This window comes from Sphingobacterium sp. HMA12, from assembly GCF_002933815.1.
Classification (GTDB): Bacteria; Bacteroidota; Bacteroidia; order Sphingobacteriales; family Sphingobacteriaceae; genus Sphingobacterium.
This window is the reverse complement of sequence record NZ_BEYR01000001.1, coordinates 2244398-2264447: the sequence shown is the minus strand read 5'-3', so window position 1 is coordinate 2264447 and position 20050 is coordinate 2244398. Positions and strand designations below refer to the sequence as shown.

General features: G+C 41.9%; 17 protein-coding genes. 10 read left to right on the top strand and 7 right to left on the bottom strand.

Going from position 1 to position 20050, the window contains the following annotated elements; genetic code table 11:
* Positions 1 to 78 precede the first annotated feature (78 nt).
* From HMAT_RS09680 to HMAT_RS09670, 3 genes are read left to right on the top strand one after another with little or no spacing between them, the layout of a single operon-like run.
* A complete protein-coding gene (locus HMAT_RS09680; RefSeq protein WP_104382508.1) occupies positions 79 to 1029 on the top strand; it encodes a YbbR-like domain-containing protein in 951 nt (316 codons plus the stop codon).
* Between the two features lie 9 nt (positions 1030 to 1038).
* Positions 1039 to 1620 carry a dephospho-CoA kinase gene (gene coaE, locus HMAT_RS09675; RefSeq protein WP_104382507.1) on the top strand — a complete coding sequence of 194 codons (582 nt, stop codon included), beginning with the start codon at positions 1039 to 1041 and terminating at the stop codon, positions 1618 to 1620.
* Between the two features lie 4 nt (positions 1621 to 1624).
* Entirely contained in the window at positions 1625 to 2578 is a 954-nt protein-coding gene (locus HMAT_RS09670; protein ID WP_104382506.1) for an MBL fold metallo-hydrolase, read from the top strand.
* A gap of 23 nt (positions 2579 to 2601) precedes the next feature.
* On the opposite strand, the gene HMAT_RS09665 is transcribed toward HMAT_RS09670, so the two are convergent.
* Positions 2602 to 3006: a hypothetical protein gene (locus HMAT_RS09665; RefSeq protein WP_104382505.1), complete on the bottom strand. Its 405-nt coding sequence runs from the start codon at positions 3004 to 3006 to the stop codon at positions 2602 to 2604.
* 294 nt (positions 3007 to 3300) lie between these two features.
* Between HMAT_RS09665 and dinB the strand changes: the two genes are divergently transcribed.
* The 7 genes from dinB (at position 3301) to HMAT_RS09630 (ending at position 11214) form a co-directional block, all read left to right on the top strand.
* Positions 3301 to 4398 (top strand): DNA polymerase IV, encoded by a 1098-nt coding sequence (dinB, locus tag HMAT_RS09660; protein WP_104382504.1) that lies wholly within the window; start codon positions 3301 to 3303, stop codon positions 4396 to 4398.
* 139 nt (positions 4399 to 4537) lie between these two features.
* Positions 4538 to 6664, top strand: coding sequence for a S9 family peptidase (locus HMAT_RS09655; protein WP_104382503.1), 2127 nt, complete (start codon positions 4538 to 4540; stop codon positions 6662 to 6664).
* Between the two features lie 154 nt (positions 6665 to 6818).
* On the top strand, positions 6819 to 7625 hold the full coding sequence (locus HMAT_RS09650) for a beta-carotene 15,15'-monooxygenase (RefSeq protein WP_104382502.1): 807 nt from the start codon (positions 6819 to 6821) through the stop codon (positions 7623 to 7625).
* A gap of 13 nt (positions 7626 to 7638) precedes the next feature.
* Positions 7639 to 8796: a 1-deoxy-D-xylulose-5-phosphate reductoisomerase gene (locus tag HMAT_RS09645; protein ID WP_104382501.1), complete on the top strand. Its 1158-nt coding sequence runs from the start codon at positions 7639 to 7641 to the stop codon at positions 8794 to 8796.
* 15 nt (positions 8797 to 8811) lie between these two features.
* The gene (gene rseP, locus HMAT_RS09640; protein ID WP_104382500.1) at positions 8812 to 10137 is read left to right on the top strand and encodes an RIP metalloprotease RseP; all 1326 of its coding nucleotides are present in this window, start codon (positions 8812 to 8814) and stop codon (positions 10135 to 10137) included.
* A 245-nt stretch (positions 10138 to 10382) separates the two neighbouring features.
* Positions 10383 to 10586: a YwbE family protein gene (locus HMAT_RS09635; RefSeq protein ID WP_104382499.1), complete on the top strand. Its 204-nt coding sequence runs from the start codon at positions 10383 to 10385 to the stop codon at positions 10584 to 10586.
* Between the two features lie 259 nt (positions 10587 to 10845).
* Complete coding sequence (locus HMAT_RS09630) at positions 10846 to 11214, top strand: response regulator (RefSeq protein ID WP_104382498.1); 369 nt, start codon at positions 10846 to 10848, stop codon at positions 11212 to 11214.
* Between the two features lie 23 nt (positions 11215 to 11237).
* On the opposite strand, the gene HMAT_RS09625 is transcribed toward HMAT_RS09630, so the two are convergent.
* From HMAT_RS09625 to clpX, 6 genes are all read right to left on the bottom strand, one after another.
* Positions 11238 to 11450, bottom strand: coding sequence for a hypothetical protein (locus tag HMAT_RS09625; RefSeq protein WP_104382497.1), 213 nt, complete (start codon positions 11448 to 11450; stop codon positions 11238 to 11240).
* Positions 11451 to 11475: 25 nt separating this feature from the next.
* The gene (locus HMAT_RS09620) at positions 11476 to 12942 is read right to left on the bottom strand and encodes an efflux transporter outer membrane subunit (protein WP_104382496.1); all 1467 of its coding nucleotides are present in this window, start codon (positions 12940 to 12942) and stop codon (positions 11476 to 11478) included.
* On the bottom strand, positions 12939 to 16094 hold the full coding sequence (locus HMAT_RS09615) for an efflux RND transporter permease subunit (protein ID WP_104382495.1): 3156 nt from the start codon (positions 16092 to 16094) through the stop codon (positions 12939 to 12941). Before HMAT_RS09615 ends, HMAT_RS09620 begins: the two co-directional genes overlap by 4 nt.
* Positions 16095 to 16166: 72 nt before the next feature.
* A complete protein-coding gene (locus tag HMAT_RS09610) occupies positions 16167 to 17330 on the bottom strand; it encodes an efflux RND transporter periplasmic adaptor subunit (RefSeq protein WP_233789164.1) in 1164 nt (387 codons plus the stop codon).
* 421 nt (positions 17331 to 17751) lie between these two features.
* A complete protein-coding gene (locus tag HMAT_RS09605) occupies positions 17752 to 18576 on the bottom strand; it encodes an AMP nucleosidase (RefSeq protein ID WP_104382493.1) in 825 nt (274 codons plus the stop codon).
* A 222-nt stretch (positions 18577 to 18798) separates the two neighbouring features.
* On the bottom strand, positions 18799 to 20049 hold the full coding sequence (gene clpX, locus HMAT_RS09600; RefSeq protein WP_077435192.1) for an ATP-dependent Clp protease ATP-binding subunit ClpX: 1251 nt from the start codon (positions 20047 to 20049) through the stop codon (positions 18799 to 18801).
* Position 20050 lies beyond the last annotated feature (1 nt).

The following is a 20050-nucleotide window of genomic DNA, read 5'->3' as shown; positions in this document are numbered from 1 at the left end:
GTGATATTGGAATGACAATGTATCAGATAAAAATAGATGCTGTAGCTGATTTTTACGCAAATTGATTAAGTTTGTAACATGGCAAATGCAGTTCGACTAAATAAGACCCAACGGCGCAAGATCAACATCTTTGTGCGTTGTGTTGCAATTTCGTTGCTGGCTTGGTTGTTGTTTTCAATTTCCAATCAATATACAGTATCTGTCAAGGCTGCGATAGAATATGTTAACCTACCGGAAAAGCGTGCTTTTCATCCACAACAATCGGATACAGTCAAAGTAAAGCTCGAGATGACGGGCTGGCAGTTCCTGTTTTCGAAAGCGGCATTGGAAACACCCAAGGTGCAAGTGGACCTCAGCTCACTGAAAACAAAAGATTGGATTGTTTTTTCCAATCAACTGGGATTTATCAATCGTCAGTTTCCGCATGAACAACGTGTAGTGTCGGTGAGTCCCGATACTTTGTTTTTTGATTTTTCGAAACAAACACAGCGAAAAGTGCCGGTAAAGCCATTATCCAATATCTTATTTAAAAAGGGATATGGTGTTATTGCTGATACTAAAGTAACACCTGCTTACGTGACCATAACAGGACCATACGAGGATGTTTCTACCATTGAATATTGGGAAACAGATACTGTTCGTGGAAAAGAGGTGGAAACTGATGTGCGCACTGTGGCTAATCTCGCCCGCAATCAAAAGGGAAATATCAATGTCTATCCCACATCCGTGGAGGTGCTGATGCCCGTAGGGGAGCTGACAGAGAAAGTCATCGAATTGCCGGTAAAGGTTGAAAATGGACAGCGTTATAGTTCCGTAAGGCCCAATCCCAGTAAGGTGGTGATCACAGTACTGATGTCGGTCAAGGATTATAACAATTATACATCCCGTGATTTTGAGGCGGTGGTGGATCTGTCAGACTGGGAAAAGAATGAGGTGCAATATCTGCCGATCCTACTGACCAAGGTGCCAGATTACTGTAAGATTATCAGTGTTGTGCCGCAAAATGTGGACTTCTTTGTACGAAAATAGCGTGATAAAATGGGACTGAAAATTGGAATAACAGGCGGAATAGGCTCCGGAAAAACCTTTATCTGCAAGCTTTTTGAAGCCTTGGGGATACCGGTCTATAATGCGGATGAAGAAGCCAAGAGACTGATGAATGCCGATGCAAGGATCAAAGAGAGATTGATCGAGAAGTTTGGGGAAGCAACGTACAAGGAGGGTCAGTTGGACAGGGCTTTCCTCGCCAATATGGTCTTTTCGGATAAGGATAAACTGACGCTGTTAAATCGTATTGTGCATCCGATTGTCATTCAGGAAGCGAAAGATTGGGCCGAGCGGCAGACTACACGTTATTCTCTCAAAGAGGCCGCGTTACTTTTCGAAAGCGGCTCCTATAAAGAACTGGATTATACCATATTGGTCACTGCTCCAATGGATATTCGTATACAACGTGTCATCGAGCGGGATGGGGTAACGGAACAACAGGTACGCGAACGTATTAACAAACAATTGTCTGACGAGGAAAAACTGCAGCTTGCGGACTTCGTCATCGTTAACGATGGAATCACTCCACTGCTACCGCAGGTGTGGACATTGCATCAGAAATTTCTAAAATAATTATATGTCTATCATATTGTCTGACTTTTTGGTCAGAAAACCGGAAGGGTATTATTGCCGTTATGGCGACTTTTTTATCGATGCGGGTAACCCCGTAGTGCATAATGTGGTGTCACATGCCCATGGCGACCATGCCAGTTCAGGGCATGATTATGTCTATTGTACAAATGGAACAGCGTTGTTTATGAGCTATCGCTATAAACAGAACCGCAAGGATTCCTATCAGGTCAAATTGTTTAACGGCACTTTTAAAATAGGACCGGTGGAAATTACTTTCCTACCCGCAGGTCATATCTTGGGCTCGGCACAGATCTTAATGGAGTACAGGGGCGTACGTTATTTGTATACGGGCGACTATAAACTGCAGCCTGATGAGACCTGTGAACCCATCGAGGTGCAAGAGGCTGATGTGTTGATCACTGAAAGCACGTTTGCAAATCCGGAGATCATCCATCCCGACCCCATTGCAGAGATCAAGAAACTCGAGGGACATGCAAGTAATATTCTATTGGGAACTTACGTGCTTGGTAAAGCGCAACGGGTGACGGATCTGATCAATAGGTATTGCCCGGAAAGAAGGGTGCTGGTACACAGTGGAATCTTGCCTTATCATCGCCTATATGATGACCATGGGCTTAAAAAAATGAACTATGAACCTTACAACCGCAGAGAAATGAAACAGGGTGAACAGAATAAGGTTTATCTAGTGCCACCCATGACCTTCAACAGTTATTTTAGGGCTACAAAAGTATTGCGGGCCTTTGCCTCGGGATGGAAGCGGCTACAGGCACAGAATGATATTGAGTTGTATATATCGGATCATGTCGACTGGAACGATATCCTGCATTATATTAAGCTGGTGGCACCACGGGAAGTGTGGACATTGCATGGTGATGGCACAATACTCAAAAGCTATTTTGGAGAACAGTTAACTGTAAGAGATGTGCATTCAGCATAAAAGGAGGGGAATCCCCTCCTTTATTATTTCATATTAATGATCTTGTCAACTACGTATACTGTATTGCCACGCCAGGGCAATGCGCCATGGTATTCTTTATACCGAAGGTCAAAATATTTGCCGCTATTTAGTTCCAGCTGCCGGAATATGGAGTCATCTTCGATGGAAAATTCGAATTGATTGCTGGCGATTCCACCTGTCTTGACACTGCCAAATCCTTCCTGAATGAGCTTTCCTTCATAGGTTTTAAATATATTGCCTTTTTTGACAGCAAAATTCAGATAACCTGATTTTACGCCTTCACCAAAGACATAATAGTATTTCCAGTAACCATAAGACCCAAAGCCTACTAACAAAAAGAGTAACAGGATAAATAGAAATTTCTTAAATCCTGATGTAGTCTTTTTTTGTTCCGGTAAATTTTCCATAATTTTTTACGCTAGTTTTTACTGTATTATTTTCTTTTCATTTTATCCAATGACACTTCCAAGCCAAGGTATTTATGCCCATTCTATATTTTTCGGCATACTGAAAGTGTTTTAACTGAGAATCTATTCTCACAAGAACTCGGCCAATTATAATAAGTTTAAAAATTGACAAAGAAAAAGCTAATTATATACGATTAAAATATTAACTGCCTGATAATTGGTTAGGTGGGCTAATTATATTAGTATTTGATTGCGAATTGTGTTGATTCTTGCTAATTTTTGTAAATTTGGATAATGGATTCACCCCAAACATACCGTAAAATTATCCATCTGGATATGGATGCTTTTTATGCATCTGTGGAGCAGCGGGATTTTCCGGAATACCAGGGGAAGGCTATCGCGGTAGGTGGTTCGCCAGATGGACGAGGTGTCGTAGCGACAGCCAGTTACGAAGCCCGAAAATTTGGGGTGAAATCTGCCATGAGTTCCCGTAAAGCGCTTCAGCTCTGTCCGGATATCATATTTACCCGCCCGCGGTTTGATGTATATAAACAGGTTTCCTACCAGATCAGGGAAATCTTTCAGCGGTATACTGACTTGATTGAACCCTTGTCGCTGGATGAGGCCTTTCTGGATGTAACGATGGACAAACAGGGCATCGGTTCAGCCATTGACATCGCCAGGGCAATTAAAGCCGCGATTAAGGAAGAACTTAATCTGACTGTCTCTGCCGGAGTCTCCGTTAATAAATTCATTGCCAAGATTGCTTCCGATATGGATAAACCTAATGGCCTGACATTTATCGGCCCTTCAAAGATCCTTAAATTTATGGAATCCCTGCCGGTAGAAAAGTTCTTTGGTGTGGGCAAGGTGACTGCCAGGAAAATGCATGAGTTGGGTTTGTTTACAGGTATGGATCTCAAAAAGCAGCGCGAGGACGATCTGGTACGCTGGTTTGGTAAGACCGGACATTTTTTTTACCGTATTGTCCGCGGCATAGACGACCGGCCCGTCACACCCAATCGGAGCAGTAAGTCGGTCGGAATAGAGGATACATTTGACGTAGATATCGAGACTTTTGAAGAACTGAATGCCATACTGCAGAGATTGAGTAAACAGCTTTGGGAACGCATCGGAAAAAAGGAAATATCGGGCAGAACACTGACACTGAAACTAAAGTATGCTGATTTCGTGCAGCTGACACGGAGTATTACGCTGGATACAAGTTTTGATTCCGAAGAGAAAATCTATGCTACAGCCCATAGTCTGTTGAGTAAGATTGCTTTAGCCAATAAGGTGAGGCTGCTGGGAATTTCAATTTCTAATTTTGTCGAAGAGACCGATTTTCCAAAAGAAGGTGTGCAGCTTGCTCTTTTTGAAAATTATCGGTAGACTGTAAGATCCTCCCCATTTTAAGGATGCTCATCGGATAAGTATCGGGCTGAATAAGCTTGTTACAGGTAAAAATCGTCGTTATTTACCGCAATTCTTTATCTTAGCTGAAATAATTAATAAACATATCCAAGAATTAATGAATACAGTATCAAGAGTGCTCTTAGGCGCATCTATTGTGTTTTTTGTGCATGATCTGACAGTTGCGCAGAAGAAATTGGATTTTGCGCAATCCTGGGGACAGAAACAGTCTTTAACCGTGCGCACAAATCAGTATCCGGGCTGGGCGGATGGAGCCGCTTATCTGGAGAATGACGTCAACGATAGCCAGCTTTATCAGGTCAACATCAAAACAGGAAAGAGAAGTAGCTATACCATTCCTGCTAAAGAGGGGACGGTGGTTTACGTGGAGAATAATGATGTTTTTATCAGAAATGGCTCTGGGACAGCAAAAAAACTGACCAATTCACCTGAGGTTGCCGAGCAGAATCCAACCTTATCGCCAGACGGTCAATATGTGGCCTTCACACGCAAAAGCAACTTGTATAGCGTGGAAGTAAATACGGGGAAAGAAACGCAGTATACCAACGATGGCACCGATGTGATCTACAATGGTTGGTCTTCTTGGGTATACTACGAGGAAATTTTGGGTCGTCCGACAAATTATAAAGCTTTTTGGTGGTCTCCGGATAGTAAAAAAATCGCTTTTATGCGTTTTGATGATACTAAGGTACCCATGTTCCCTATTTATTCATCCAAAGGACAGCATGGTTATCTCGAAGAGACCCGTTATCCGAAAGCGGGTGATCCCAATCCGGAAGTTAAAGTGGGTATTGTGCAGCTGAACGGGAGCAAAGTAACCTGGGCGGATTTCAATGAAAAGGACGATCAGTATTTTGGGCAGCCATATTGGGCTTTTGATAGTAAAAATATCATGGTGCAATGGATGAATAGGGATCAGAACAACCTGAAATTCTACCAAGTGGATCCAAATACAGGCTCGAAAAAAGAAATTTACGATGAGCGCCAGTCTTCATGGATCAACCTGGATCACGATGAGCGTATTACTTACCTTGCCGACAATAAATATTATATTTTAAAATCGGATAAAACGGGCTGGGCACATTATTACCTGTATAAGTTGGATGGCACTTTAGTAAATTCGATTACATCCGGTGATTGGCAGGTGACTGAGATCAAACGCATAGACGAGAAAAATAAGGTGCTTTATTTTACTGCGCGTAAGGAAAATTCGGCCCGTATTGATCTGTATCGGGTAGATTACTCCGGCAAAAATCTAAAACGTCTGACCTTTGGTGAATATTCACATGATGTCAATGTATCGCCTGACGGTAAGTATTTTATCACTCGATATTCCAATGTGAGCACGCCTGAACGGTTTGCCTTAGTGGATAATCAGGGCAAGGTAGTCCGTCAGCTGGCGGATAGCAAAGCTGCGGACTTTGATTCCTATACGTATGGGAAAACGGAATATTTACATATTAAATCAGATGATGGACTATTTGATTTGCCATTGACGATTACTTATCCTACGGAGTTCGACAAATCCAAAACTTACCCTGTTGTTTTCAGTATCTATGGTGGCCCAGATGCGGGCACCGTCAAGGATACCTGGAAAGGTACCGGCAATCAATATTGGGCAAATGAAGGTGTCATCCAAGTTTCAGCAGATCATCGCGCTTCGGGACATTTCGGTAAACAAGGGGTTGCTTACATGCACCGTAATCTGGGGCATTGGGAAATCATCGACTATTCCACGATTGTAAAATGGTTGAAATCTCAGTCGTGGGTAGCCAAAAACAAAGTATTGATCACGGGCCATAGTTATGGCGGCTACATGACCTGCCTTGCGATGACGAAAGCGGCCGATGTATTTGACTTTGGTATTGCCGGTGCACCGGTAACTTCTTGGGAATTATACGATACACATTATACCGAACGTTGGATGGATACGCCACAGGATAATCCTGATGGTTATAAAGCGGGGTCTGTATTGACCTATACAGACAATTACAAAGGCGTATTACGTATCATGCATGGCGATATGGATGACAATGTTCATTTGCAGAATACGACTCAACTGGTTGATAAATTAACAGATCGAAGCGTACCTTTTGAATTGATGATCTATCCGGGCAGCCGTCATGGATTTAATCGCTCAAAAAGTAAATACGACTTTAATGAACGTGCGCGTTTTTATTACCAATATCTATTGGAAAAACCACTTCCAAAGGAGTTTAAGTAATCTATACTGCGATTCTGTTCAAAATCCCTTATCTTTCGCTAGGATAAGGGATTTTTTTATGTTAAAAAATACAAAAAATGTCAATTTTATGTGTGTGTAAATTGTTGAAAATTAAAAATAATGGCATCTTTGTAAAAGTTTATTCAAAGAAAAAATGATTCAATTCCTAAAGGAAAGTACTTTTGCCGTAAATGAAGTTTTTAATAGGTCGTTGGAGTTACTGAAAAAGCATTATTTTTCGGTTGCGGGCTTATGTTTTTTACTGTTTGTAACCTCTGGTTTATCCAACTTTTTGGCCACGACGATCAGTGATTTTAATGTGGTACTGAGTGGTTTTATGGCCTTCTTTTTTATGGTAATGTATTTTGGACTGAATCTTACTTTGTTTAAATACATCCTCAATCTCATCGATGGCAACCAGGATAAAAAATTGATCCATTGCATACCGAGTAGTAAGGAATTGGTTTATTTTTTCGGCGCAATGCTGAGTATCATGGTACTGTCTATCGCGTTACTGATGCTATTGGGAGCTGTATCGCTACCCTTTTTGTATTTATTTGAAAATGGCGAAAATCGTGCTGAAATCATGAGTAAGTTTACTGTCTTTGTCGTTTTCGTGGCAGCAATATTGACTTTTATTTTGATTATCCGTGTAGCATTTTACCCTTTCTTTATCATTGATAAACATGCGGGAACCTTTAAGTCATTACGCTTTAGCTTTGCGTTGACCAAGGGAAATGTCTTCAAATTATTATTGATCCTGGCAGTATTTGCTTTTTTTCAATTACTGCAGATGTATTTTAATTATTTAGAATATTACATAATTTTTATTATTTTGAACCTTGTGAGCTCGTTCTTAGTGGTACCTTTGGCCTGTATTGTTGTTTCGGTTGCTTACCGGGAAATGATGTCGGACTACCACGGTGGAGAGGATCCAAAGATTTTGAATAATATATTTTAATAAAGAGAAGGTTTTGAGTAAAAAAGGAATTGCCATTTTAGGGGCAACTGGTAGTGTTGGTACACAAGCCTTGGATGTTATTAGAGCCTTTCCGGATAAGTTTGAGGCAGTTGTTCTGACTTGCGGCAGCAATGGCGAATTATTGATCAAACAAGCGTTAGAGTTTAAACCAAAATCGGTCGTTGTGACCGACCCAATCCAATACAAAAAAGTTAAAGAAGCCTTAGCTTCTCAGGCGACAGCTGTCTTATACGGTGAAGAGGGCTTGATCGAAGTAGTGCAATATACCGAAATTGCTATTGTTTTAAATGCGATTGTGGGTTCTGCAGGATTAAAACCTACGGTTGCGGCCATCCGATCCGGGAAAGATATTGCCCTTGCCAATAAGGAGACCCTTGTGGTTGCAGGGGAGCTGATCATGGCCCTGGTCAAGGAATATGGTGTCCATATGTTGCCTGTAGATTCCGAACATTCGGCAATCTTTCAATGTCTGGTCGGGGAGGATCAAAGTCCGATTGAGAAAATTTACGTGACTGCCTCTGGAGGCCCCTTCCGTGGGAGAAAACGGGATGAACTGTTACAGGTAACGAAAGCACAGGCCTTAAAACACCCCAACTGGTCTATGGGGGCAAAAATTACGATAGATTCCGCTTCATTAATGAATAAGGGATTGGAGGTGATCGAAGCAAAATGGCTTTTCGATCTTGCCATCGATCAGGTGGACGTTATCGTACATCCTCAATCAATCGTCCATTCCCTGGTCCAATTTAAAGATGGTTCCCTGAAAGCACAAATGGGTGTCCCGGATATGAAATTGCCTATTCAATATGCGCTGACTTATCCCGCCCGGTTTGAAAATAATTTTGAACGCTTCAATTTTATGGACTATCCAACGCTTCATTTTGAAAAAGCGGACATGGAAACGTTTCGTAACTTGGCGCTGGCTTACGCAACACTTCGTGCCGGTGGAAATAAATCCTGCATACTGAATGCCGCTAATGAGGTCGTAGTTGGTGCTTTTTTAGACAATAAAATCGGCTTTCTGGAAATGAGCGATGTGATCGAGCGGACTTTGGATAAAGTGGAATTTATAGCTAATCCGACATTGGAAGACTATTTGGAAACTGATCGGTTGGCGCGGTTAATAACAAAAGAAATAATCAAAGATTAAATATAGAAAGCATACATGGGTGTTTTAATTATGGTCGGACAAGTGATTTTAGGCTTGTCAATTTTAATTGTTCTACATGAGTTAGGGCATTTTTTAGCAGCACGTGCATTTGGTATTAAAGTGGAGAAATTCTATTTGTTCTTTGATGCATGGGGAGTGAAATTGTTTAAATTCAACTATAAAGGTTGTGAGTATGGTATCGGTTGGTTGCCTCTAGGGGGCTATGTGAAGATTGCCGGTATGATCGATGAGTCAATGGATACCGAACAATTGAAGGGCGAGCCGCAACCTTGGGAGTTCCGTTCGAAACCGGCATGGCAACGTCTGATTGTAATGTTGGGCGGTATTATTGTCAATATTGTCGTCGGTATTCTTGTCTTTTGGATGTTGACCTTCAAAATGGGCAATACAGATGTCAAGATGGATCAACTGGTGAACGGTATCGTACCGGGCTCTATTGGTGAATCTATCGGTCTGAAGGCAGGTGATAAAGTTGTCGCAATAGATGGTCACCGCGTTGAAAACTACTCCGAATTAATCAGTTCGAAAGTATTGATGGGCGGTGTAGCCCTTACAGTAGAGCGTGATGGTGCGACAACAGAAATCAAGGTTCCGGCAGATTTATTGAATACCTTGTCCGATAAAAAGGGAGAAAAGTTTATTGAACCCCGTTTTAAAACAACAAGTGTCGCACAGGTGGCTCCGGGGTCGGTGGCAAGCAAGATGGGCTTCGTCAAAGGGGATAGTATTGTTGCCTTAAATGATACTCAGGTGCCTTTCTTTGATCAATTCAGAACGTTAGTTAAAGCAAATATCAATAAACCCGTTGTCATTAAAGTAATCCGTGCGGGAGCAGAGGTTTCTCTCCAAGGAAATGTACCTGCAGACGCGATGTTAGGTATCAGTGTCAACCATGACAATTCGATTAAGTCGTTTACGACGAATTATACACTTATGGAGGCCTTCCCAATCGGTGCTAAAAAAGCATTTACGGTAATCACAGATAATGCGAAAGGATTCGGTAAAATCTTCAAAGGGGAGGTGCGTGCTGATAAAGCGCTATCCGGACCTATCGGTATTGCTACATTGTTCGGCACCGAAGTAGATTGGATTCGGTTCTGGTCTTTGGTTGGTATGCTTTCAATGGCGCTTGCCTTTATGAATTTATTGCCTATTCCGGCACTGGATGGTGGTCACGTTGTATTCTTACTGATCGAGATGATTCAAGGCAAACCGCTGAGTGAAAAATTTCTCGAAAAAGCACAAATGGTCGGATTCTTTATCCTTTTGGGCCTGATGGTGTTTATATTCGGAAATGATATTTTTAAGTTGTTCAAATAGTTTAAATGACGCATAGCCGTAATGGAAACGCTATCAGTAAGAAGGATGTTCCAGACGATCTTGTTGTTGTCATAAGCGGAGAGACACTTATCCCTGGCGTATATTGCTGAAAACAAAAAATATAGGCCAACGTCGTCGCGACAAGGACCCTAGCATATATAGGGGATGAAAAAAAAATAAATCATTCAACAAAAATAGGGGAGTTTTCTTTTGGAAAACTCCTTTTTTATTTCTTACATTTGACCATGGACGGAAGAAATAGAGCGGACGTAAAGCCAGGAATGTTGGTCAATATTATTTTGAAAAAAGACCAACGCAGTGGGAATCTTACAGAAGGCATTGTAAAGGATTTACTGACATCCTCCTCTTATCATTCAAGAGGGATAAAAGTAAGACTGACGGATGGCCAGGTGGGACGAGTGGCTGAAATTATAGAGGATGACTTTTAATGATACCATTGCGTTAAATTAAATCTTTCGACTAATCCAAATCTGTTAGACCCATTTATTGTCTAAACGAGATTTTGCTACCTAATGATGTTCTTATTATTCGAACTAAATTGAATTTAATGGAAGATTTGTTGTGCATTTTTTTTAATAAGATTTGCATATTAACATAATCTTCGCTAACTTCTTTCTAAATTTTTTGTTTTTATTACATATTTATAGAATTTTATTGTATTAATTAGTTGAATGATATCTTTTTCGAATGGATACCAAAAGCAAATGTAAGATTGTCTACGCAGATGATGCGATGATCCATCATGTCATGATGAAGGCTATGGCCCAATCCCATTCATTGGAATTAGTTTATTGTGCCGCTAATGGTAGAGATCTGATCGACTATTTGATTGAACATGAAAATGCGCTCCCTGAGGTATGTATATTGGATCTGCACATGCCGATCCTAAACGGCATCGAAACCGCAAAGATAGTCCGGGATAAGTTCCCTGCCATTCGTATTTTTGGTCTGACCTCGAGTAGTGATGAGCGTGAGCGCCTTGAAATGCTGGCGGGAGGAGCGGAGCAGATCTTTTCGAAGGAGGAGATGTCTGTCTTGTTAAAGCAGCTTAGCTAAAAAAATAAAAAGCCTAACGATCGTTAGGCTTTTTCGCTATTTTCAAGTGCTTCTTTAAACTTTAAGAGCCTGACCCAGGAAGGGCATTTGCTCAGATCTTTTTTCCATAATCCAACGTGGATAAAACTTGTGCTGATAAATCTTTCCACGTCAAACACTTGCATATCTTGTTGTATTTCCAGTGATTGGGGTAAGTCCCGTGACTGAAAATATTCTTGTAATTCCTCTGGTGTCATAAGACAAAAATAAAGTTTTAAATCATTATCTCCAACCTCCACCTAAAGATCGGTAGAGATCCACGAATCCATCCAGATGTTGCTGGCGTAATTCGACGAGATCTAAGTCACTATCCAGGGCATTACTTTGGGCAGTGATGACTTCCAGGTATGTTGCATATCCGCTTTTGAAGAGCAGGTTTGCATTTTTTACCGCAAGATGTGCATTGTCCACTCTTTTTCTTGCCAATTCAAGCTGTTCCCGCTGTTTATCTACTGTTACTACAGCGTTGGAGACTTCGGCAATGGCTTCAACCACTTTTTGTTGAAGCTGGATTTCGGCCTTATCACGTTCCAGTTTCGCAACCTCATATTGTGTTTTTAATGTTTTGTTCTTAAATATAGGTGTGGTCAGATTGCCGGTTATTCCACCCAATAGGGCGCCGGGGATATTGAACCAGTTGCGGGGAAGCATCGCATTTACACCGAGTACGCCGCCTATATTGAGCGAAGGATAGCGCATGGCCTGCTGGATATTGGCGTTCGCATTGGCGGCCATTAGCTGAAACTCGGAGGATCGGATATCTGGCCGATTTCGTATGATTTCGACAGGCGAACCTAAGGATATATCTTTGCTTTCCGCAAAAAGATGCTCGTATGAAGTTCCGCGTTTAATGCTATCGGGTAGTTTTCCCGTTAATGTCTGAAGAGCATTCTCCTGAATAACAATCTGTTTTTCCAATTCTGGTACCAATGAGGCGGCTAGCAGGCGCTGAGACTCTGTTTGCTGAATGGCCAGTGCAGTGATCTCACCAGCGGTGTATTGAAGCTTGATCATGCGCAATGTGCTGTCATTGAGCTGAACATTACGCTTGGCGACTTCGATTTTGGCATCCAACATCAGTAGGTTGAAATAACCTTTGGCGACCGAGGTAATGATATTGGTCTGAATTGCATTTTTGGCTTCTTGTGTATCCAGATATTCGGCCAAAAGCTGCTCTTGTTTGCTGCTGATCTTTTTCCAGATATCTATTTCCCAGCTGAAACTGATGTCAGAACCAAATTGCGATTGGTAGACAAACATATTTTCGGGAGCTTTTTCACCTTTGCGGTCATAATATTTTGTCAGGGGGCCGCTTCCAAAATCTTTCGATCGCCAGGTGCGGCTTCCATTCGCTATGGTGGCACTTACACTTGGTAAATAATTGGATTTATTCTGTGCCAGAACCCTGTTGGAGATCTGGAGGTTGAGCAGTGCTGTTTTCATCTCAAAATTGTTGGCCAGAGCAGAATCGATCAGCATCTTGAGCGTGGGGTCATGGAAGAAGGTTTTCCAATGGATCAGCCCCATACTTGAGGTGTCTCCAAAAAAATCCAATGTATCGCCACGGAAGGTACTGGGAAGTTGCAATTTGGGTTGAACATAATCTTTACCGATTTTACACGCATTCATTGAAACCAGTAGCCCTGTAGCTAGACATAGCGCTGAAATGTATTTTTTTATGATCTTCATTCTTCTTCTTCTTTAGCGAGTTTATTCTGTAATTTTTCATCTAATCCTTTGAAAACAACAAAGAGTACCGGAATAATAAAGATGCCAAAGGCAACACCCAATAACATACCCCCCGCAGCGCTGAAGCTAATGGAGTGGTTACCGATGGCCGAAGGGCCGACCGTCCACATCAAGGGTACTAGACCTGCCACAAATGCGAGACTGGTCATCAGGATCGGCCTCAACCGCAGTTTTGACCCACTGATCGCTGCTTCCACGATACTTTTTCCATTTTTGCGTTCCTGAACGGCAAATTCAACAATGAGGATTGCATTTTTAGCCAGTAGACCGATCAGCATGATCAATCCAACTTGTACATAGATGTTATTCTGTAAGCCGACAAGATTGATCACCGAAAAAACACCGATCAGACCTACAGGTATGGACAGCAAAACCGCCCAGGGCAGGATATAGCTTTCATACTGTGCCGAAAGCAAAAAGTAAACAAATAAGATACTCAAAACAAAGATCAGAATGGTCTGTGATCCAGATTGGCTCTCTTCATAACTCATTCCCGTCCATTCAAAGCCATAGTTTCCGGGTAACTTTTCGTCCGCCAGTTTTTGGATGGCCTGCATGGCATCGTCGGTACTGTAGCCTTCGGCCGGTGTTATATTGACGGCGATGGCATTGTATAGGTTGTAACGGGTAATGGTTTCAGGACCGACAGTTTTTTCTAATGTCAAAATGGTATTGATGGGTACCATCTCGCCTTTGTTGTTCCGTACGAAGATTGAATTGAAAGACTCCGGATCTTTCCGGAAATCGAAATCAGACTGCACATAGACACGGTATTGCCGGCCAAAACGATTAAAGTCACTGGCCTGTACACGAGCAAAGTATGAACGTATCGTAGACATCAGATCTTTGATCTCAACACCGAGCGATTTCGCTTTTACAGCATCGATGTTTACCTCGTATTGTGGGAAATTAGATTTGAAACTGGTGTAGGCACTACGGATTTCAGGACGGGTATTCAATTGGCTGATAAAGGTATCGGCAATGGTGTTAAAATCTCTTACGTCGCCGCCCATACGGTCTTGAAGAACCATTTCAATTCCCGCAAAATCCCCAAATCCTTGTACTGTAGGTCTTGGGAATACCGTAAATGTAGCCTCGTTTATCTGTGCCAAGTCGTTTCGTACGGTATCCATAAAGGCATTGATATTTTTGATGTGCTTGCGTTTGGCGTGCGGTTTAAGGGTAATGTAACCTGCGGCAAAGGCAGGGCTTGAACTACCATCCAGGGCATTGAAGCCAGATACTGTCGTCATGCCTTCGATATCTTTTCTCTTTTTCAATATGCTGTCAGCACGATGGAGCACTTCTGTCGTGCGGCTTAACGAAGCCCCGGGAGGCAGTGCGATGTTATAGGTAATAAAACCGTCATCCTCCGTTGGGATAAAACTTTTTGGTGTTTTGATCATTAAAATGACACCGATTGCAGTAACTAATACCAGGCCTATCCAAGCTATTTTTTTATGATTGATCAATAACTGTACAATGGCTACGTATCGGTCTGTCAGACGATCAAAAGAGGTGTTGAATGCTTTAAAGAAACGATCTTTGAATTGGTTGATTCTTGACTTATGCTCTTCTTCTTTTTGATGCTTTGGTGCCTTAAGTAGTAGCGCACAGAGGGCCGGACTCAATGTCAAGGCATTCAGGGCCGAAATCAAGATCGCTGTCGCCAAGGTGTACGCAAATTGCCGGTAAAAGATACCCGCAGGCCCTTCCATAAAACCGACCGGTAAAAACACCGCCGCCATGACCATGGTAATCGATAGGATTGCACCTGTAATTTCTGTCATGGTCGACAATGTTGCAGCTTTGGGTTTTAATCCTGTACTGTGCATCTTCTCATGGATAGCCTCAACAACTACGATTGCATCATCCACAACAATACCGATAGCCAGCACCAAGGCGAACATCGTCAATACATTGAGCGAGAAACCAAAGAGCTGCAGGAAAAAGAAGGTACCAATCAAAGAAACTGGTATGGCAATTGCCGGAATTAAGGTGGATCTAAAATCTTGTAAGAATATAAAAACAATGATAAAGACCAGAATAAATGCTTCGAAGAGGGTATGTTCAACCTGATTGATGGATTCATCGATCTGGTCACGGACGGAATAGGTCACCTCATAATGTAATCCTTTTGGGAATGTCTTGGCTTGTTCTTCGAGCACTTTTCGAACGGCTATGTCGATATCGTGGGCATTGGAACCACTGGTTTGCGTCAGATTAAGGGTTAATCCAGGGTGACCATTGACTTTATTGTCGCTACTGAGATTGGTGGCGCCAAATTCTACCCGCGCTACGTCCTTGAGGTAGAGGACCGACCCGTCGTTGTTTGTCTTGATGACGATGCTTTGAAACTCTTCGGGTGTCGTAAAACGTCCTTTATGCCGAATGACGGTTTCAAATGCCTCGTCGGAAGTCTCCCCAAATTTACCGGGAGCAATCTCAAAGTTTTGATCTTTGATAGCATTCATAATGTCCTGGGGAACCAGATTATAAAGGGCCAGTTTTTCGGGGTTCAGCCAGAGCCGCATGGCATAATCCCTTGCACCGAGCCGGGATACCTGTGCGACACCGTCTACACGTAATAGGGGCCGCATAAGATTGATCTGCGCGTAGGCCTGCAGAAAGGTCTCATCATAGGCTTTATCCTGATGATCTGAATAGAGGTTGATGGTCATGATGACACCCGTCTGACGAGGCATAACGGTAATCCCAGCCTCGTTTACTTCAGCTGGAATGGAACTGATGGCTTTGGAGATACGGGTCTGCACATTGACGGAGGCAATATCCGGATTGGTTCCGGTCTTAAAATAGACAGAAACGCTTCCCGAACCGGAATTGGAGGCGGATGACTTAATATAGGTCATATCTTCGACGCCATTAATAGCCTCTTCGATGGGGAGCAGTACACTTTTTGCCACAGTCTCGGCATTGGCACCGGGATAACTCAGTGATACTAGCACACTCGGTGGTGCGATTTCGGGAAATCGGGAGACAGGAAGCAATTTTAATCCCACCAAGCCCAATATGACTAAAATAATAGAAATGACCGTCGCTAAGACAGGTCTATTTATAAAGGTTTTTAACATATATAAGAATTTTAGACATACCTCAGGCAGACCTGAAAAGGAACGCCGTAAATACGTAAAAATGTACGCTAATTATTTCTGTGGAATAGGGGCTACGGCCGAACCGTCTGTCAGCTTGTCAAATCCGCTGGTAATGACACGATCGTTTTCCTTGAGGCCGGAATCCACAATGTAATTGCCCTTACTTTTACCGGAAAGCTGGATATTGCGGCGTTGCGCTTTATTATTTTTATCCAATATGTAAACAAACGTTTTATCCTGCAATTCATTAATGGCAATCTGCGGAATCTGGAGTACATCTTTTTTTACCTCGGCAATTTTTAATGTACCGCTGCTTCCTGAACGTAAGATGTTATCCCGGTTCTGAAAAGTTGCACGTAAAGAAATCGCACCCGTTGTTCTGTTGATCTGTCCATTGACAGCGTCAACAACTCCTTTGATAGGGTATTCTTCGCCATCAGCGAGAACGAGTGTAACCTGAGGAAATACCAGTTTTTGGTTTTGGTTGTATTTTTTACCTTCAATGCTGTCTTTTTTTGCCTGTGCCTTTGAAAAGTATAGGAAATCGGATTCATTCATGGAGAAGTAAACATAGACTTCCTGTATATCGGACAGGTAGGTAAGGGGCTCTTTGTCACCTTTGGAAACCAGATTACCGATACGTTTTGGAATACGTCCGATGTAACCGCTTACAGGAGCGGTAATAATGGTAAAGTCTTTGCTGATCTGTGCAGAACGTACAGCAGCAATGGCCTGGTCCAAGGTAGCCTTGGCAACTTGATAGTCCGATTTCGCGGAGGCCAGTTTTACATCTGAAATGACATCATTTTGAACCAATGGTTTCAAACGGTCGACTTCGAGTTGTGCATTTTTAAGTTTGGCCCGTGCAACCTGCTCTGTTGCCACCATATTGTTTAGGTTTTCTTGATAAGTAGACGGGTCTACTTTGAATAGCTTTTGTCCTTTTTGCACAAAAGAACCTTCGTCAACATAGATTTCCTGCAATAAGCCTTCCACCTGGGGTCTCACTTCAACATTCACTTTTCCTTCTATGGTGCCCAAATAATCCTTGATTGTGGTCGCATCTGACTTGATCACCGTATAAACTGGTAGGGCGACAGGCTTTTCATTGGTATTATTTTCTTTGGAAGAACTTGAAGAACAACTTACCTGGGTGGCTAAGACTGAACAAATCAATAGGGAGACGCTGAAAATAGATAATGTTTTTTTCTTCACAATGCTTGATTAAATTTATGATATATGTGCTATTTGTAATATTACTATTACAACATAAACGCCAAATAGTTTAATTATTGTGCAAATTAACATTTGTTAACGTTTCAATTTATAGTTAATACCAGTTCAATTAATAATAAAGTATGGCGTTTACTAGTTTTAAGTTGCTGTTTTTCAAAGGGTATTGGTCGGCGGCCTAACGAATATAATGCGAGCGGTAAAATGATCTTGCGACGGATTATTCGGCTTGGACAGCAAAGCTCAGATGACTGGCTCATAAAAGAAATGAGCCCGATATCGAGCTCATTATTTTAATCGTCAATTTTTAGCCTTTTCGATTTTAAAGGTATTTTTCAAGACCGAACGCCGTTTCTTTTCGGGAGCATCTAGTTGGGGCTCTTTTTTCTTTGTATTGAAACGCTTAAAATTTAAGGTGTTTTACAGTTAGTCCGTTATTGATAAGCTGCTTCAGGGCATCAATACCTATACTGATATGTGCCTCGACATACTTAGCCGTGACCGTGACATCGCTAACAGATGTTTTTACTCCCTCCGGAACCATTGGCTGGTCAGAAACCAGCAATAAAGCGCCTGTCGGAATTTTGTTGGCAAAACCGACACTAAATATTGTTGCTGTTTCCATATCGACACACATGGCACGAATAGACTTTAGGTATTTTTTGAACGCTTTGTCATGCTCCCAGACTCTTCTATTGGTGGTGTATACCGTTCCTGTCCAATAGTCGCGTTGATGGTCACGAATTGTCGTGGATATCGCTTTCTGCATGGCGAAGGCCGGTAGGGAGGGCACTTCGGGTGGAAAGTAATCATTCGATGTTCCTTCGCCACGGATAGCCGCGATCGGGAGGATCAGTTCGCCTACTGGGATTTTCTTCTTGATACCGCCGGTTTTGCCTAAAAACAATACGGCTTTAGGGGCAATAGCGGATAGTAGATCCATTATCGTTGCGGCCATTGGGCTGCCCATCCCAAAGTTGATAATCGTGATGCCGCCGGCAGTAACGGATTGCATGGGTTTATCCTCCCCGTAAATAGGGGCGTTATCATGCATTTCCGAAAACAGGTGGATATATTTTGAAAAATTTGTCAATAGAATATATTCCCCAAACTCCTCCAAAGGTCTTCCGGTATAACGCGGAAGCCAGTTGTTCACGATTTCTTCTTTGGTTTTTAAACCTGGTGTTATCGGGCTATTTACTGTATTTTTTGTACTTTTCTTTGTCATAGTCATTAAATTTTAATTTCACGAATCTCTTATCTGTCTGTCAACATTCCGTTATGGCTATGTTATTATTGTAATATAAGATTTTTAATTCTTTTTTTTATATGCTTTGGCTTGATAAGCGCTTTTATCCACGGATCTCAGTATGGATAGGGGCGTTATTAAATTCAGTGATAAGGCGCAATAGCTTAAAAAAAAATCCCGTTCAGCGAACGGGATTTTTTTTTAAGCGACTTTAAGCTTTTTCAGATCGGATTTTTCGAATTTTTTCTTCGCATAATCCAAGGTGATCTCCAAACTTTTTTGTCCCGTTTGCTCTTTCGTTGACGGCATTTCAAACATGGCATCCAGCATGATCGCTTCGCAGATACTGCGGAGCCCTCTGGCACCAAGCTTAAATTCGTCAGCTTTATCTACAATAAAAGTGTATACTTCGGGATCAAATTTCAGTTCGACACCTTCGTACTCAAATAACTTTTTGTATTGTTTGACCAATGCATTTTTTGGCTCTGTTAAAATACTCAACAAAGTTTCTTTATCCAATGGATTTAAGTAGGTCAAGACTGGAAGGCGTCCGATTAACTCTGGGATCAATCCAAAGTTTTTCAGATCCTGAGGTGTAATATACTTATAAAGATTGTTCAAGTCGATTTCCTCTTCATCTTCATTCATCTTATAACCTACGGTTTGTGTACGCAGACGGTTTGCAATTTTCTTTTGGATTCCGTCGAATGCACCACCACAGATAAATAGAATGTTGCTGGTATTGACAGCGATCATTTTTTGGTCTGGATGTTTACGTCCGCCTTGCGGTGGAACATTGACAACCGTACCTTCCAAAATCTTTAATAGTGCCTGTTGTACGCCTTCACCCGAGACATCTCTTGTGATGGAAGGATTATCGCTCTTGCGTGCGATTTTATCAATTTCATCAATATAGATGATACCACGTTCTGCTGAGGCAACATCATAATCGGCCGCCTGGAGCAATCGCGTCAAAATACTTTCTACGTCTTCTCCTACGTATCCAGCTTCAGTTAGTACAGTGGCATCAACGATACAGAAAGGTACGTTCAATATTTTGGCAACAGTCTTTGCCAATAATGTCTTGCCGGTACCTGTCTCACCAACGATAATCAAATTGGATTTTTCGATTTCAATTTCATCTTTATCCACTTTTTGATTCAGACGTTTATAGTGATTATAAACAGCCACAGAAATTACTTTCTTTGCGTCATCTTGACCGATTACATACTGATCCAAGTGAGTTTTGATCTCTTGGGGGCGTATTAATTTTAATGCAGTCTGTAATGTCTTGCTTTTCCGTTGTTTTAATTCTTCTGCCAAGATCTCTCCTGCCTGTTGGATACATCTGTCACAGATGTGCGCTCCATTTCCAGCAATGAGCATCTGAGCTTCATTTTTGCTTATCCCACAAAACGAACAATGAATGTCTCTATCGTTATTCTTCGCCATC